This is a genomic window from Arthrobacter sp. 01T414 (assembly GCF_056398965.1).
On record NZ_JBFTQK010000003.1, the window covers coordinates 311,176 to 327,059 of the forward strand.

The window sequence follows — 15,884 nt, forward strand, 5'->3', positions numbered from 1 at the left end:
GGCATCGCAGTCGGCGGGTTACGCAGGGCCGCCCGGAACGCGGACGGGCCTAGAGCACGTCCGTGTCGCCGCTGGCCTTGAGCGCGTCCACGGCGGCCTTGACCCGCTGCGAGTGCGCCTTCGTCATCACCAGCAGCGCGTCCGGGGTATCCACGATCACCACGTCCTCGATGCCGATCAAGGCGATCACCCGCTTGGTGTCGGAGACCACCACGCCGCTGGCGTTTTCGGTGAAGACGCGGGCGCCCTCGCCGATCACGGTGACGTCGTCGACTTCCTTGGCGCTGTTGAGCCGGCCCACGGAGGCGAAGTCTCCGACGTCGTCCCAGCGGAAGGTGCCGGGCACGACGGCGACGTCCCCGGCGGCCGCGGCCGGCTCGGCCACGGCGTAGTCGATGGCTATCTTGGGCAGCGTGGGCCAGACACGGGCGGTGACCTCGTCGCGCAGCGGGGTGTCCCAGGCCTTGGCGATCTCCTGCAGGCCCGCGAAGAGCTCCGGCTGGTTGGCTTCCAGGTGCTTGAGCATGAGCGAGACCGGGGCCACGAACATGCCGGCGTTCCATACGTATTCGCCGCTGTCCAGGTACTGCTGGGCGACTTCCTCGCTGGGCTTTTCGACGAATTCGACGACCGTGTGGGCGCTCGGGGCGCCGGGCACACTGAGCCGGTCGCCGGCGCGGATGTAACCGAAGCCGGTGGAAGGGTGCGTCGGCTTGATGCCGATGGTGACGATCTTGCCGGCGGCGGCGGTGTGGATGGCCTCGCGGACGGCGTCCTGGAACAGCGCATCCGGGCTGATGACCTGGTCCGCAGCGAAGGAGCCCATGATGGTGTCCGGATCGCGTTCAAAGAGGATGGCCGCGGCGAGGCCGATCGCCGCCCCCGAATCCTTGGGTTCGCTTTCGAGGACCAGGTCCGCCTCGCCCACCTCGGGCAACTGGCGGCACACGGCGTCGCGGTGGGCCGTTCCGGTGACAACCAGCACGCGGCTGCCGGCGAGGGGCTCCAGCCGGTCGTAGGTGGCGCGCAGCAAGGTGCTGCCTGACCCGGTGAGGTCGTGCAGGAACTTGGGGGCGGCGGCCCGGGACAGCGGCCAGAGCCGGGTCCCCACACCGCCTGCCGGAATCACCGCGATGAAACGGCTGAGCGGGGAGTCCGCCGCAGCGCCCTGGGGTGAATCGTGGCTGTCCATATTGTCTGTAGTCATCACGGCTACTTTAGCGGAACGCCGCCGGAACACCCCGGAGTTGGCACGCGGCACACGGCAGCGGAGCCGGGGACGGGGCGCGCGAATGTGGCGTTCGTCTCAAAACCCGTCGAAAACCGCGCCGGGCGCCGTCACCATCGATCCGCTGAATTGAATAAGCTGAGAGCGAAGCCTAGATTTAGGCTTGAGCTTACGAGTGCTCTCGCAGCAGGCGTTCCCCCCGCGTGGATCCCATGCCAGCGCCGCTGTGTTGCAGGGAGGTTTATTCAGTGCCGACAAAACCAGCTGGCACCTTGTACCGCGGCCGTGAAGGCATGTGGTCCTGGGTTGGACACCGCGTTACCGGTGTAGTGATCTTTTTCTTCTTGTTGGTCCACGTGCTGGACACCTCATTGGTGCGTGTGTCCCCCGAGGCCTACACCGCCGTGATCGGTGCCTACAAGAACCCCCTTATGGCCCTGGGTGAAACGGGCCTCGTCGCTGCGATCGTATTCCACGCCTTCAACGGCCTGCGGATCATCGCCGTCGACTTCTGGAAGAAGGGCGCGAAGTACCAGCGCCAGATGCTGTGGACGGTCCTGGCCCTCTGGGTCGTCGTCATGGTCGGCTTCTCCATCCGCCACCTGTCCCTCGCCCTCGGAGGTCACTAAGCCATGAGTGCAACTGAGATCAAGAGCCCCCGCAGCCCCCAGGTGGGCAGCGGCAGGATCGCTCCGCAGTACCGCCGCAGCGGTTCGTCCAAGGGCAACTTCGAGATGCTGGCATGGCTGTTCATGCGGCTCTCCGGCGTCGTCCTGGTGGTCCTCATCTTCGGCCACCTGTTCGTGAACCTGATGGTGGGCGAAGGCATCCACGCGATCGACTTCGGCTTCGTCGCCGGCAAGTGGGCCGACCCGTTCTGGCAGGTCTGGGACCTGGCCATGCTCTGGCTCGCGATGCTGCACGGCACCAACGGCGTGCGCACCATCATCAACGACTACGCCGAAAAGGACGCGACACGTCTCTGGCTGAAGATTGTGCTCTACGCCGCGGCCGCAGCCATCGTCATCCTCGGCACGCTGGTGATCTTCACCTTCAACCCGTGCCCCGTGGTAGACGGCGTGCAACTGCCCGGCGGGTTCTGCCCCGCCCCGTAGCCGACCCCGCCTTCGGGCGTTCATCCCCGCCTGCCCGCGGGGATAGCGGATCACAAGATTTCACTGCGCAGGCTCCGCCGGCGGTGTTTTACAGCGAATTTTGAGAGAAAGAGCATCTGGTATGCAGGTCCATAAGTACGACGTCGTCATTGTCGGTGCCGGTGGCGCTGGCATGCGCGCCGCGATCGAGTCCGGTCAGCGTGCGCGAACAGCAGTACTGACCAAGCTTTACCCCACGCGCTCCCACACCGGCGCGGCCCAGGGCGGCATGTGTGCAGCCCTCGCCAACGTCGAGGAAGACAACTGGGAGTGGCACACCTTCGACACCATCAAGGGCGGCGACTACCTGGTGGACCAGGACGCTGCCGAGGTCATGGCGAAGGAAGCAATCGACGCGGTCCTGGACCTTGAGAAGATGGGCCTGCCGTTCAACCGCACGCCCGAAGGCCGGATCGACCAGCGCCGCTTCGGCGGCCACACCCGCGACCACGGCAAGGCTCCGGTCCGCCGTGCCTGCTACGCCGCGGACCGCACCGGCCACATGATCCTGCAGACGCTGTACCAAAACTGCGTCAAGCACAACGTCGAGTTCTACAACGAGTACTACGTGCTCGACCTGCTCACCGTCGAGGAAGACGCGGTCCGCGAGGACGGCACCCCGTACAAGCAGAAGCGCGTTGCCGGCGTCGTCTCCTACGACCTCGCCTCCGGCGAACTGCACGTCTTCCAGGCCAAGTCCGTGGTGTTCGCCTCCGGCGGCGCCGGCAAGGTCTTCAAGACCACCTCCAACGCCCACACCCTCACCGGTGACGGCATGGGCATCGCGTTCCGCCGCGGCATCCCGCTGGAGGACATGGAGTTCTTCCAGTTCCACCCGACCGGCCTGGCCGGCCTGGGCATCCTGCTCTCCGAAGCCGCCCGCGGCGAAGGCGCGATCCTGCGCAACTCCGAGGGTGAGCGCTTCATGGAGCGCTACGCCCCCACCATCAAGGACCTCGCCCCGCGCGACATCGTGGCCCGCTCCATGGCCAACGAAGTCCGTGAAGGCCGCGGCTGCGGCCCGAACAAGGACTACGTCCTGCTGGACCTGACCCACCTGGAGCCGGCCCACATCGACGCCAAGCTCCCGGACATCACCGAGTTCGCCCGCACCTACCTCGGCGTCGAGCCGTACACGGAGCCGGTTCCGGTCTTCCCGACGGCGCACTACGCCATGGGCGGCATCCCGACCAACATCAGCGCCGAGGTCCTGCAGGACAACGACACGGTGGTCCCGGGCCTCTACGCCGCCGGCGAGGTCGCCTGCGTTTCGGTGCACGGCTCCAACCGCCTGGGCACCAACTCGCTGCTGGACATCAACGTCTTTGGCAAGCGCGCCGGCATCGCCGCCGCCGAATACGCCAAGACCGCTGACTTCGTCGAGCTGCCCGCCGATCCCGAGGCGTACACGCTGAACCTGCTGGAGCACGTCCGCACCGCCGACGGCACCGAGAAGGTGGCCCAGATCCGCAAGGAACTGCAGGACACCATGGACGCCAACATGCAGGTGTTCCGCACCGCCGAGACGCTGAACCAGGTCCTGAAGGACATCGCGTCCTTCGAGGAGCGGTACCAGCGCATCAGCGTCCAGGACAAGGGCAAGCGCTTCAACCTGGACCTGCTCGAGGCCGTGGAACTGGGCTTCCTGCTCGAACTCGCCAAGGTCATGACCGTGGCGGCCCTGCACCGCGAGGAATCCCGCGGCGGACACTTCCGCGAGGACTTCCCCGACCGCGACGACGAAAAATTCATGAAGCACTCCATGGCGTACAAGGATGACCACGCACCGGCGGACGGTTCCGCCGAGGCGATCGCGGGCATCCGGCTTGCCACCAAACCGGTGGTCTTTACGCGCTACGAGCCGATGGTGAGGAAGTACTAAGATGACCGCTGAACTCGCTGAGCCAGCCTCCAAGATCGAACTGCCCGCCGGCGTCGGCGGCGGCGGGGACATCCCCTCCTTCGACGTGCACCTGCGCGTCCGCCGCTACAACCCCGAGGTCTCCGACGAGTCCACCTGGGACGACTTCCACGTCACGATGTACGGCACGGACCGTGTCCTGGACGCCCTGCACAAGGTCAAGTGGGAAATTGACGGCAGCGTCTCCTTCCGCCGGTCCTGCGCCCACGGCGTCTGCGGCTCCGATGCCATGCGCATCAACGGCCGCAACCGCCTCGCCTGCAAGACCCTGCTCAAGGACCTGGACACCACCAAGCCCATCACGGTCGAGCCGATCAAGGGCCTGCCGGTGGAAAAGGACCTGATCGTGGACATGGAGCCGTTCTTCCAGTCCTTCCGCGAAGTCATGCCCTTCCTGATCAACCGGGGCCACGAGCCCACCAAGGAACGCCTGCAGTCCGCCGAGGACCGCGAACGGTTCGACGACACCACCAAGTGCATCCTCTGCGCCGCGTGCACCTCGTCCTGCCCGGTGTTCTGGACCGACGGCCAGTACTTCGGCCCGGCGGCGATCGTGAACGCGCACCGCTTCATCTTCGATTCCCGAGATGACGCCGGCGACATGCGCTTGGAGATCCTCAACGACAAGGAAGGCGTGTGGCGCTGCCGCACCACCTTCAACTGCACCGAGGCTTGCCCGCGAGGCATCCAGGTCACGCAGGCAATTGCCGAGGTGAAGCAGGCCATCCTGGCCCGCAAGATCTAACGCACTGCTGCTAACAGCTCCAACGACGACGGCGCCTCCCACCCTCCGGTGGGGGCGCCGCCGTCGTCTCTGTCACCAACTGAAAGAAGACACCGTGTCCCGCTCCGAGAAAGTCTCCTTCGAAGGATCCACCGGCGAACTGCTGTCCGGCATCATCGACCTCCCGGAGGGGCCGGTGAAGGGCTGGGGCGTGTTCTCGCACGGCTTCACGCTGGGCAAGGACAGCCCGTCCGCGTCCCGGATGTGCAAGGCATTGGCGGACAACGGGGTGGGCATGCTCCGCTTCGACAACCTCGGCCTGGGCGAGTCCGCCGGCCTCTGGTCCGAGGGCTCCTTCAGCCACAAGGTCGCGGACACGGTCAAGGCGGCCGAATTCATGCGGGACTCCGGCCGGGCCGTGTCGCTGCTCGTGGGGCACTCCTTCGGCGGGGCCGCGGTGCTGGCGGCAGCGGGGAGCATCCCGGAACTCGACGCCGTCGCCACCGTGGGCGCGCCGTTCTCGCCCAAGCACGTCGCGCACGTCTTCGACGCGGCGCTGGACCGGATCCTGAGCGAGGGCAGCGCCGAGGTGGACCTGGGCGGCAAGCGCGTGGAGATCCGCCGGCACTTCGTTGAGGACCTCGAAAACGCGGACCTGACCGACTGCATCCGGCGGCTGCACAAGCCGCTGATGGTGCTGCACTCCCCCACCGACAACACGGTGGGCATTGACAACGCCAGCAGCATCTTCCAGACCGCGCGGCACCCGCGCAGCTTTGTCTCGCTGGAGGGCTCGGACCACCTGCTCACCGGCAAGGGCCAGGCCGCGCGGGCGGCAAAGATTATTTCGGCGTGGGCCGATCAGTACCTCGACGCCGGAAACTAGCCGCCGGGCGGCGCCGCTCCCGCGGCTCAGCCGGAGTCTTCCCCGGCTGGACCTGGCGGGCTCCCCAGCCGGCAGTCTTGGCTGAGGGCGCGGCGGTGAGGTCCTCTTCCCGGATCGCAGACCAGGAGGCCGAGACGAGGTAGACCTGGCTGACCAGGTTGAACCAGATGAGCAGGCCGATGATGATGGCAAAGGGCGCGAGGATCGGGTTCCGGCCGGCGCTGGCCAGGAGTTCGGCGCTGAAGATCTGCAGGATGCTGGTGCCCACCGCAGCCAGGACGGTGCCTTCCAGCAATGCCCGGCGCTGGAGCCTGAGGCCGCCGGCAAGCCGGAACATGATCAGCGCGGTGACCCAGCCCAGCACCAGCGGCACCGCGATCTTGATGGACGTGGTGAGCGGACCCGCCACCAGTGGGTCGAGGTTGAGCTGATCGGCCACCCAGCCCGCGGCGGTACCAAACACCAGCGAGGCGCCGGCACTGATCACCAGGGCCACGCCCAGCAGCAGCAGGGTGCCGACGTCGTGCAGTTTCAGCAGGACCGGGTTGATCTTCAGCGGGCCGAGCCGCAGCACGCCGCGCAGTCCCTCACGCAGGCCGGCGATCCAGCCCAGCGAGGTCACCACGGTGACGACGGCAGCGATCACCGCCGTCCAGCCCAGGCCGTTGGGGTTCAGCAGCTCCTGCGGATCCACCAGCCCCTCCCGGCCGTCGACTTTGAGCAGTCCCGGGGCACTGGTGGCGACACTGCTGATCACCCTGTCCAACAGGGCCGGCTGGCCGCGCAGCAGCAGACCCGCCACGGAAAAGCCGGTAGCCAGCAGGCCGGTAATCGAAAAGAACATATTGAAGCCGATGCCGGCGCTCATCAGCGGCCCGTGCTGCAGGTTGTAGTGCCGGAAGGATCGCATCGGCCGAAGCGCATTGAGCCGGGCTAGCAGCCACTGGACCATGGCAAGTGGTGCCGCCAAGGGACCGCCGGACGAACGCCGTGCCTTGCCCCAGTCCACCCGTTTCCGGATGACTTCCAGCCTCAGCTGGGCCAGGTCGGTGGGAAGCGGAGGTTCAGCGGGTGCCTGCTGCGCCGGCCGCGCCTCGGTGGTCGTCAGGTTCGGTGCCAAAGTCAAGCTCTTCCCGTAGCTGCCAGATGCCGTTGTCGTCGTGCTCGTAAAGTCCCATGCTAGCCACCGGGAAGCTGGCCCTGTAATCCTTCAGCACCGTTTCGGCCTCATCGAGGCTTTCCGGAGCCACGTCGTGGGCCACGGTGACGTGCGGATGGTAGGCGAACGGCAGTTCACGCTCCAGCGGCCCGGTCTGGAGCTGCCGGTGCAGGTTGACGCACTCGCCGAAGCCGGCCTCGACGTTCAGGAAGACCACCGGCGACACCGGCCGGAAGGAACCGGTGCCCGCGATCGTCACGGTGAAGGGTTCCTGCCGCCGCGCCACCTCGCGGACGTGGTCGCGCGTGGCTTCCCAGTCCTGCGTCATGGTGGTGGTGACCAGCGTGATGTGCGCCGGGATGGACGCGGCCATGGGGTCACCGAAGGAGGCCCGCCAGCGCTGCAGCTCCTCGGCGATTTCCGGCGGGAAACCCAGGATCACGCCGATGCTGATGCCCTCGTCCGGGGTCTGGCCGTTGCCGGCCGCCGCGCTCTGGTGGCGCGCGGCGCCTGATCCCTTGCGCGCGGCGTGGTGGACGGCGCGCCCGGTGTCGTTGGCGGTGACTTTGCTGGCGGAGGACGACATTGCGCTAGTGGACTCCGGCCAAGCTGAGCGACGGCAGGAACCCCATTCGCTCGTATACCCGGGCCAGCGTGACCGAGGCGATCTCGCGGGCACGCTCGGCGCCCTGGGCCAGCAGCCTGTCCAGCTCCGCGGGATCGGCCATCAGCTCGTTGGTGCGGTTCCGCAGCGGAGTGATGAAGTCGACCATCACCTCGGCCAGGTCCGTCTTCAGGTGCCCGTACATCTTGCCCTGGTATTCGGTCTCCAGCTCCGCCACCGTTTTGCCAGTCAGCGTCGAGTAGATGGTCAGCAGGTTGGACACGCCCGGCTTTTCCTCCGGATCGAACCGGATCTCCGTCCCGGCATCCGTCACGGCGGACTTGATGCGCTTGGCGGCGATCTTGGGGTCCTCCAGCAGCTGGATCGACCCGTTCGGCGACTCGCCGGTCTTGGACATCTTGGCCGCCGGGTTCTGAAGGTCGTAGATCTTGGCGCTGGCCTTGAGGATGGTGGCCTCTGGGACCGTGAAGGTCTCGCCGAAGCGGGTGTTGAAGCGCTGGGCCAGGTTTCGGGTCAGCTCCAGGTGCTGGCGCTGGTCCTCGCCCACCGGGACCAGGTCCGTCTGGTACAGCAGGATGTCGGCGGCCATCAGAATCGGGTAGGCGAAGAGGCCCAGGGTCGCGGCTTCTGCTCCGAACTTCTGCGTCTTGTCCTTGAATTGCGTCATGCGGGAGGCCTCGCCGAAGCCCGTGATGCAGTTCAATGCCCAGGCCAACTGGGCATGTTCGGGAACGTGCGACTGCACGAAGAAGATGGACTTGTCCGGATCGATCCCGGCCGCAATGTACTGGGCGGCCACAACCCGGGTCCGCTTGGCCAGTTCGGAGGGTTCGAAGTCGACGGTGATGGCGTGCAGGTCCGGGATGAAGAATACGGCGTCGTATTCGGACTGCATGTCCACCCAGTTGCGCACGGCACCGATGTAGTTGCCCAGATGCAGGGAATCCGCGGTCGGCTTGGCACCGGAGAGGATGCGTTTCTTGGGTGCAGCAGCGGTTGAGCTAGTCATGTTGATAAAAGCCTTCGAACTTAGAGCCGGTAGTCCACTACCAGCGGGGCATGGTCGGAGAAACGTGTGTCCCAGGACGGCGCCCGGTCAACAACTGCTGACACCGCCGCAGCGGCGAGAGCGGGCGTGGCCATGTGGTAATCAATGCGCCAGCCGGTGTCGTTGTCGAAGGCCTGTCCCCGCTGCGACCACCAAGTGTAGGGGCCGTCGACGGTACCCGCCAGGCCCCTGTGAACATCCTTCCAGCCAATTTCCTCGCCGAAGAAGCGGTCAAAGTAGGCACGCTCCTCGGGCAGGAAGCCGGCACGTTTGACGTTGCCCTTCCAGTTCTTGATGTCCAGCTCGGTGTGGCCGACGTTAAGGTCGCCCACCACGAGGGCATGGTCGCTGTGCTTGGCCAGCTCGGGCAGCCGCGTGGACATCACATCCAGGAAGCGGAACTTGTCGTCCTGCTTCGGGGTCCCGGCCTCGCCGGAGTGCACGTAGGCGCTTGCGACGGTCAGCTGCGAGGCCTGGCCCGCGGCGTCGCGGACGATGTAGTCGGCCTCGACCCAGCGGCCGGCCGTCGCAAAGTAGTCGTCGCCGATGCCGGAACGGGTGGCGACGGGCTCGGTGCGGGAGGCGATAGCGACGCCGGCGCGGCCCTTGGCTTCGGCTTCGGCGTGCAGGATGTGCCAGCCTTCGCCGAGGAGCTCGCGGACGATCGCATCAGGGGCGCGCACTTCCTGCAGGCAGAGGATATCGACCTCCCGCGGCGCCAGCCATTCCGCCATGCCCTTTTTGTAGGCGGCGCGGAGGCCGTTGACGTTTACCGATGCGATGCGAAGGTGGTCCTTCTTCAATGCCGAGCTCACCCGTTCCACTCTAGTCGATGATGGTTCCGTGGACCGGTTCGTCGGTGCCGCCCGCGGACTTGAGCATGTCCCGCGCATTGGTGGCAGTGATCTCGATGGTTTCCAGCGCCCGGCGGATGGTGTCCTGGTCCGATGCGTCCCCCTTGGCCCGCTCCTGCTCCACTACCCGGACCTGCACCTGGACGATCTTGAAGGAGTGGTCAAGCTTCATATCGCGGATCTCGTCGTCTTCGCGGCGGTCGCCGACAAGCCGGGTGCCGCCATGGTCGGCGCTGCCGGACGACGGCGCCCGGCCCACCGCCGAGTTGAACGCGTTCTGCGCCTCATTCAGCTTGGCCCCGGCCTTCTTGGCGGCCCGCTGGATGCTGAACACCACGAAGGACGCCAGTGCGAGCCAGAAGGCGGCGATGACCGCGACAACCCAGCCCACGACGTCGTTCTGGTTTGCCGCGAAGATGACGGCCACCAGGAAGGCGATGATGAAGACCGTCATCCCGAGTCCGCCGATGCGGAACATCGAGAATTTTCCGGTGGCCGCGTTGAACGCGGACGGCTTGGCAGAAGGGTTGTCCAGAGAGCGCATGAGCCCATTATCGCAAACCGTCCGGACCCGGGGCGGCGCTTCCACCCCGGGCGAACGGCGGCGCTAGGACAGCACCAGACAGAAAGGGTGGCCGCTGGGGTCGGTGTAGACGCGGAAGGACTTCCCGCCGGCGTTCAGGTTGGCGGCACCAAGCTTCAGCACCTCGGCTTCGGCGGCGTCCAGGTCCGGAACCATGACGTCGATATGCATCTGCTGCGGGTGCTCGGCATCCGGCCATAGCGGCCGGACCAGACGGTCGACGCGCTGGAAGGCGACGGCGGGGCGGTCCGCGGCGTCGCCGATGGTGATCCAGTCCGGGTCCTCCTCCACCCGGACCATACCCAGCAGCTCCTGGTAGAAACCCGCCAGCAGGTCCGGGTCCTCACAGTCGATGACGAGGGCATGCCATTTGCCGATCATGGGGCTCCTTGGGGAGTTAGGTCCGGGGGGGTTACTTCAGGAACAGTTACTTCAGGAACAGGCGGCGGAGCCGGCCGGTGGTGAGGGCGACGCCGAGCACGATCATGACGAGGTAGTAGCCGATGTGCACCGCGGTGGCGGGGGTGAAGACGCCCACGCTGATTTGGCGCAGCAGCTCCACGCCGTGCCACAGCGGCATGGCCTGGATGAGCCACTGGATCCACTGCGGGTACACGCTCAACGGGTAGAAGGTGGCGCTAAAGAGGAACATCGGCAGCATCACGAAGTTGATCCAGTCCATTTGCTGGAACGTCTTCATGAAGCTGGTGATGCCCATGCCGAAGCTCGCGAAACCGAACGCGATGAGCACCGAGGCGGGAATCATCAGGATGGCCCAGGGCGTGGTGATCAGGCCCATCACGCCCATCACCGCGGTGAACCCGGTGGCGTACATGAGGCCGCGGAGCAGGGCGAGGAAGATTTCACCCATCGCGACGTCGATCGGGCCCAGGGAGGTGTAGAGCATGCCCTGGTAGAGCTTGGCGAAGTTCATCTTGAAGAAGACGTTCCAGGTGGAGTCGTACACGGCGCCGTTCATCGCCGAGACCGCCAGCAGGGCCGGGGCGATGTAGGCCGCGTAGGAAATCTGCTGGCCGCCGGGGCCCTGTACGGCGCCGACAATTGCGCCCAGCCCCACGCCCATCGAGATCAGGTACAGCACGGGTTCGAAGAAACCGGAGACCATGACCATCCAGTTGCTGCTCTTGGTGGCCATCAGCCCGCGCGCGACGACGGCGCGCACGTTGCGTGAGTAAAGCGGACCGAAGCGGCGGTTCCGGGCGGCGTCGGTGACGCTCAGGCCGCCGTCGTCGTGTTTGTCGTGGTGGCTGGCGCCGGGGCGGCTGGCGAGCGTGCTCATGATGCCATCCTTTTGGCGAACTGGCGCCGGGTGAGGACCCAGCCGAGAACCGCGAGGCCGAGGAGGAAAACAACGTGGACCAGGGTGAGCAGCGGCTCCTCCTGGTAGCCGTAGCTGAACACCCGGCCCAGCTCGGTGCCGTGCCAGATTGGTGAGATCCAGCCGATCCAGCGGACCGCCAGGGGCAGGGTATCCAGCGGGAAGAACGTTCCGGAGAACAGGAACAGCGGCATCACGATGAAGCGCATGACCATGGCGAACTGGCCCTTGTCGTTCTTGATGGTCGCGGCGTAGGCCATCAAGGGCAGTCCGAAGGCCAGGCCGGCCAGCGTGGCCACCAGGATCGAGACCCAGCCCCAGCCGCTCGGGGACGCGCCAAAGAGCGCCACGACGCCGAAGTAGATGGCGGACTGCAGCACGAACCGCACCGTGACGGCGATGATCTGCCCGGCGGCTATCTGCTCCGGAGTCAGCGGCGAGGCGTGCGGGCCGTAGTAGACCCGGCGCCATTTGAAGCCGTCCATCACCGGGAAGGTGAACTCGTTGGCAGCTGTCATCACGGCGGCGGAGATCAGCAGCGCGGGGGCGATGAAGGCCAGGTAGCTCACGCCGCCGAAAGCCGCGGTGGAGTTGGTGTCCACGAGCGTGGCGAGGCCCACGCCCATGGCGAAGAGGTAGGCGACCGGCTGGCCGACGCCGTACATGACGATGGTCCAGCCGTAGCCCTTCATCACGCGCAGGACCTGTTCGGCGTAGTAGAACGCCCCCCAACGCCGGGCCCGGGCGGCCGAGACGGCCGGCGAGTGCGCCCGGCCCGCGGCCGGGCGGGGCGCCGCCGTCGCCGACTGAATGGACTCAGTCAACTCTGCTTCCTTAGTCAACAAGGCTCCTACCGGTCAGGCGCAGGAAGACATCCTCCAGCGAGGAGCGGCGCACCAGCGAGGTGACCGGGTGCAGCCCGCGGGCGGAGACCTGCTCCAGCGCGGCTTCGCCGTCGTGGGCGTAGATGAGGACACGGTCGGGCAGGGTTTCGATCCGCTCGCCGATCCCTTCCAGCTCCGCGCCGACGGTGGCGTTGCGTTCGGAGCCGAAGCGCAGTTCGAGGACCTCGCGGGTGGAGTACTCGCGGATCAGGCTGGCCGGGGACCCCTCGGCCATGATCTTTCCCTTGTCCACCACGATCAGGCGGTCGCAGAGCTGCTCGGCCTCGTCCATGTAATGGGTGGTGAGGATCAGGGTGACGCCCTGTTCCTTGAGCCGGAACAGCCGGTCCCAGAGGATGTGGCGGGCCTGCGGGTCGAGCCCGGTGGTGGGTTCGTCCAGCAGCAGGATCCGCGGCTCGTTGATCAGGGACCTGGCGATCGTGAGGCGTCGCTTCATGCCGCCGGAAAGCGCATCCACCTTGGATTTGGCCTTGTCCGTCAGCTGCGCGAACTCCAGCAGTTCGTCCGCCTTGGGCTTGAGGTAGCTCATCGGCAGGCCGAAGTAGCGGCCGTAGACCAGCAGGTTGTCGCGGACCTTGAGTTCCTCGTCGAGGTTGTCCTGCTGCGGAACAACGCCCAGGTGGGCTCGGACCTCGGGACCGTGCTGTTCCGGGTCCAGCCCCATGATGCTCAGGCTGCCGGAGGTCCGCTGCGAGACCCCGCCGATCATCTTCATGGTGGTGGATTTTCCGGCGCCGTTCGGGCCGAGCAGGCCGAAGGCTTCGCCGGCGGGCACGCGGAAGGAAATGCCGTCGACGGCGGTGACGTCGCCGTAGCTTTTGGTGAGGTTTTCGGCGGTGATGACGTACTGCGGTTCGCTGCTTCCGGCGGGGCTGCTCCCGGGAGATTCTTTCGACACAAGTTCAGACACCCGGAACACGGTAGTCAGTCCGCGCAAACTATGAAAGAGTCTTTTCGTAAAAACTTCGGAGTTTTCCGCTTCCGCCACCCAAGTAACTCGCAATAGATGTCGTTTTGAGGGCTCAAAACGACAACTACTGCGAGTCAGTTGGGTCAGAGGCCGGAGGTGTGTCCGCTTTCCAGCTGGCGTTCCGCAGTTTCCACCACGTTCGCCAGCAGCATGGCGCGGGTCATCGGGCCCACTCCCCCGGGGTTCGGCGAGAGCCAGGCGGCGACATCGGCCGCGGCCGGATCCACGTCACCGGTGACCACGGCCTTGCCCGAGCCGTCGTCGACGCGGCTGACGCCGACGTCGAGCACGATGGCGCCCGGCTTGAGATCCGCCGCCTTGATCATGTGCGGCTGGCCGGCGGCGGCGATCACGACGTCGGCCTGCCGGAGTTCGGCGGGGAGGTCCACCGTGCCGGTGTGGGCCAGGATGACCGTGGCGTTGACGTCCTTGCGGGTGAGCAGCAGGCCCACCGGCCGGCCGATCGTGACGCCGCGGCCCACCACGAGGACGCGCTTGCCCTTGAGGTCGATCCCGTGCCGGGTCAGCAGCTCCACGCAGCCCTTGGGCGTGCAGGGCAGCGGGGACTTCATCGGTCCGCTGACGTTGGCCACGAGCCGGCCGAGGTTCATCGGATGCAGTCCGTCGGCGTCCTTCTCCGGATCCATCGCCTCCAGGATGACGTCCTGGTCGATGTGCTTGGGCAGCGGGAGCTGGACGATGTACCCGGTGCACTCCGGGTTCTCGTTGAGTTCCCGGACCACGGCCAGCAGCTCCTCCTGGGTGGTGTCTTCCGGGAGGTCGCGGCGGATCGAGGTGATGCCAACCTCGGCGCAGTCCTTGTGCTTGCCGCCCACATACCAGGTGCTGCCCGGGTCTGAGCCGACCAGGATGGTACCGAGGCCCGGGACAACGCCTTTGGCCTTGAGCGCGGCGACGCGTTCGGTCAGTTCAGCCTTGATGGTGGCCGCGGTGGCCTTGCCGTCGAGGATCCGGGCGGTCTGTGTCCCGGCTTCGGAGTGCTCGCGTACGGAGTCAGTGGCAGTCATCGAATCACCACTGCTCGTGCTGCGGGTACAGCGGGAAGTCCTCGGCAAGCTTGTCCACGCGGGTCTGGAGCGCCTCAACGTCGGTTGCCGAGCCTGCCTTGAGCGCCGTGGCGATGATCTCGGCGACCTCGGTGAATTCCTTGGCTCCGAAGCCGCGGGTGGCCAGGGCCGGCGTGCCGATCCGCAGGCCGGAGGTGACCATCGGCGGGCGCGGGTCGAACGGGACGGCGTTGCGGTTGACCGTGATGCCGACCGAGTGCAACAGGTCTTCGGCCTGCTGGCCGTCCAGCTGGGAGTTGCGCAGGTCCACCAGGACCAGGTGCACATCGGTGCCGCCGGTCAGGACGCTGACGCCGGCGTCGGAGAGGTCCGACTGGTTCAGCCGGTCGGCGATGATCCGGGCGCCTTCCAGGACGCGCTCCTGGCGCTCCTTGAACTCTTCGGTGCCGGCGATCTTGAACGCCACGGCCTTGGCGGCGATGACGTGCATCAGCGGTCCGCCCTGCTGGCCGGGGAAGACGTTGGAGTTGATCTTCTTGGCCCACTCCTGCTTGGCCAGGATCACGCCGGAACGCGGACCGGCAAGGGTCTTGTGCACGGTGGAGGTGACGACGTCGGAGTGCGGGACCGGGCTGGGGTGCAGCCCGGCGGCGACGAGGCCGGCGAAGTGCGCCATGTCGGTCCAGAGCAGCGCGCCGACCTCGTCGGCGATGGAGCGGAAGGCGGCGAAATCGAGGTGGCGGGGGTACGCGGACCAGCCGGCGATGATGACCTGCGGCTTCTCGGCGAGCGCCTGTTCGCGCAGCTTGTCCATGTCGATCCGGAAGTTGTCTTCCTCGACCTGGTAGGCGGCAACTTCGTACAGCTTGCCGGAGAAGTTCAGCTTCATGCCGTGGGTGAGGTGGCCGCCGTGGGCCAGCGAGAGGCCCAGGATCTTGTCCCCCGGGGTGATCATCGCGGAGAGCGCGGCGGCGTTGGCCTGCGCGCCGGAGTGCGGCTGGACGTTGGCGAACTCGGCGCCGAAGAGGGACTTGACCCGGTCGATCGCGAGCTGCTCGGCGACGTCGACGTACTCGCAGCCGCCGTAGTAGCGGCGTCCCGGGTAGCCCTCTGCGTACTTGTTGGTCAGGACGGAACCCTGGGCCTCCATCACGGCGCGGGGCGCGAAGTTCTCGGAGGCGATCATTTCCAGGGTGCCTCGCTGGCGGCCGAGCTCCTGGTCCAGGACGGCGGCGATTTCGGGATCGAGTTCAGCGAGCGGCTGGTTGCTTACGGCTGCTGAGGAAAGGCGAAGGGAAGTAGTCACGAAGAACTCCTGGCTTGGCAACGGTCACTGCTTTAAGGTCAGGTTACCGGCTGGCCCGCCGAGGCGCCGCTAAATTACGGGCCCGGAAACGGGGACCCATACCGCGAGCGCAGCACCCTTGGTGGGGTGCCGTCGGCGGGACGGCAGCGGGCTG

The 15,884-nt window shown here is 66.6% G+C and carries 17 protein-coding genes; 5 read left to right on the forward strand and 12 right to left on the reverse strand.

Annotated features, from left to right (window positions below; all coding sequences use genetic code 11):
- Positions 1-49: 49 nt before the first annotated feature.
- On the reverse strand, positions 50-1,207 hold the full coding sequence (locus AC1DK9_RS09850; RefSeq protein ID WP_476861849.1) for a mannose-1-phosphate guanylyltransferase: 1,158 nt from the start codon (positions 1,205-1,207) through the stop codon (positions 50-52).
- A 269-nt stretch (positions 1,208-1,476) separates the two neighbouring features.
- Here AC1DK9_RS09850 and sdhC point away from each other — a divergent pair, with 269 nt between their 5' ends.
- The 5 genes from sdhC to AC1DK9_RS09875 all read left to right on the forward strand — a co-directional run bounded on the left by sdhC (position 1,477) and on the right by AC1DK9_RS09875 (position 5,913).
- Positions 1,477-1,857 (forward strand): succinate dehydrogenase, cytochrome b556 subunit, encoded by a 381-nt coding sequence (sdhC, locus tag AC1DK9_RS09855; RefSeq protein WP_082575171.1) that lies wholly within the window; start codon positions 1,477-1,479, stop codon positions 1,855-1,857.
- Positions 1,858-1,860: 3 nt separating this feature from the next.
- Positions 1,861-2,343 carry a succinate dehydrogenase hydrophobic membrane anchor subunit gene (locus AC1DK9_RS09860; protein ID WP_476861850.1) on the forward strand — a complete coding sequence of 161 codons (483 nt, stop codon included), beginning with the start codon at positions 1,861-1,863 and terminating at the stop codon, positions 2,341-2,343.
- A gap of 121 nt (positions 2,344-2,464) precedes the next feature.
- A complete protein-coding gene (gene sdhA, locus AC1DK9_RS09865; protein WP_476915802.1) occupies positions 2,465-4,264 on the forward strand; it encodes a succinate dehydrogenase flavoprotein subunit in 1,800 nt (599 codons plus the stop codon).
- Position 4,265: 1 nt separating this feature from the next.
- The gene (locus AC1DK9_RS09870; RefSeq protein ID WP_175323589.1) at positions 4,266-5,048 is read left to right on the forward strand and encodes a succinate dehydrogenase iron-sulfur subunit; all 783 of its coding nucleotides are present in this window, start codon (positions 4,266-4,268) and stop codon (positions 5,046-5,048) included.
- Positions 5,049-5,142: 94 nt separating this feature from the next.
- Positions 5,143-5,913 carry an alpha/beta hydrolase family protein gene (locus AC1DK9_RS09875; RefSeq protein ID WP_476915803.1) on the forward strand — a complete coding sequence of 257 codons (771 nt, stop codon included), beginning with the start codon at positions 5,143-5,145 and terminating at the stop codon, positions 5,911-5,913.
- Here the strand turns inward: AC1DK9_RS09875 and AC1DK9_RS09880 are convergent.
- The 11 genes from AC1DK9_RS09880 to glyA form a co-directional block, all read right to left on the reverse strand.
- The gene (locus AC1DK9_RS09880; RefSeq protein WP_476915835.1) at positions 5,870-7,033 is read right to left on the reverse strand and encodes a YihY/virulence factor BrkB family protein; all 1,164 of its coding nucleotides are present in this window, start codon (positions 7,031-7,033) and stop codon (positions 5,870-5,872) included. The genes AC1DK9_RS09875 and AC1DK9_RS09880 overlap by 44 nt on opposite strands.
- The gene (locus tag AC1DK9_RS09885) at positions 6,978-7,658 is read right to left on the reverse strand and encodes a 2'-5' RNA ligase family protein (RefSeq protein ID WP_476915804.1); all 681 of its coding nucleotides are present in this window, start codon (positions 7,656-7,658) and stop codon (positions 6,978-6,980) included. Before AC1DK9_RS09885 ends, AC1DK9_RS09880 begins: the two co-directional genes overlap by 56 nt.
- 4 nt (positions 7,659-7,662) lie before the next feature.
- The gene (trpS, locus tag AC1DK9_RS09890) at positions 7,663-8,706 is read right to left on the reverse strand and encodes a tryptophan--tRNA ligase (protein ID WP_476915805.1); all 1,044 of its coding nucleotides are present in this window, start codon (positions 8,704-8,706) and stop codon (positions 7,663-7,665) included.
- A gap of 20 nt (positions 8,707-8,726) precedes the next feature.
- The gene (locus tag AC1DK9_RS09895) at positions 8,727-9,560 is read right to left on the reverse strand and encodes an exodeoxyribonuclease III (RefSeq protein ID WP_476915806.1); all 834 of its coding nucleotides are present in this window, start codon (positions 9,558-9,560) and stop codon (positions 8,727-8,729) included.
- 10 nt (positions 9,561-9,570) lie between these two features.
- Positions 9,571-10,143: a hypothetical protein gene (locus tag AC1DK9_RS09900; protein ID WP_476915807.1), complete on the reverse strand. Its 573-nt coding sequence runs from the start codon at positions 10,141-10,143 to the stop codon at positions 9,571-9,573.
- Between the two features lie 63 nt (positions 10,144-10,206).
- Positions 10,207-10,563 (reverse strand): VOC family protein, encoded by a 357-nt coding sequence (locus AC1DK9_RS09905; protein WP_476861857.1) that lies wholly within the window; start codon positions 10,561-10,563, stop codon positions 10,207-10,209.
- A gap of 46 nt (positions 10,564-10,609) precedes the next feature.
- On the reverse strand, positions 10,610-11,482 hold the full coding sequence (locus AC1DK9_RS09910) for an ABC transporter permease (RefSeq protein WP_476915808.1): 873 nt from the start codon (positions 11,480-11,482) through the stop codon (positions 10,610-10,612).
- A complete protein-coding gene (locus AC1DK9_RS09915; RefSeq protein WP_476861859.1) occupies positions 11,479-12,345 on the reverse strand; it encodes an ABC transporter permease in 867 nt (288 codons plus the stop codon). The genes AC1DK9_RS09910 and AC1DK9_RS09915 overlap by 4 nt, the downstream gene beginning before the upstream one ends.
- A 10-nt stretch (positions 12,346-12,355) precedes the next feature.
- Entirely contained in the window at positions 12,356-13,324 is a 969-nt protein-coding gene (locus AC1DK9_RS09920) for an ABC transporter ATP-binding protein (protein ID WP_476861913.1), read from the reverse strand.
- A 155-nt stretch (positions 13,325-13,479) separates the two neighbouring features.
- Positions 13,480-14,424 carry a bifunctional methylenetetrahydrofolate dehydrogenase/methenyltetrahydrofolate cyclohydrolase gene (locus AC1DK9_RS09925; protein WP_476861860.1) on the reverse strand — a complete coding sequence of 315 codons (945 nt, stop codon included), beginning with the start codon at positions 14,422-14,424 and terminating at the stop codon, positions 13,480-13,482.
- Between the two features lie 4 nt (positions 14,425-14,428).
- Positions 14,429-15,730: a serine hydroxymethyltransferase gene (glyA, locus tag AC1DK9_RS09930; protein ID WP_476861861.1), complete on the reverse strand. Its 1,302-nt coding sequence runs from the start codon at positions 15,728-15,730 to the stop codon at positions 14,429-14,431.
- Between the last annotated feature and the right edge of the window lie 154 nt (positions 15,731-15,884).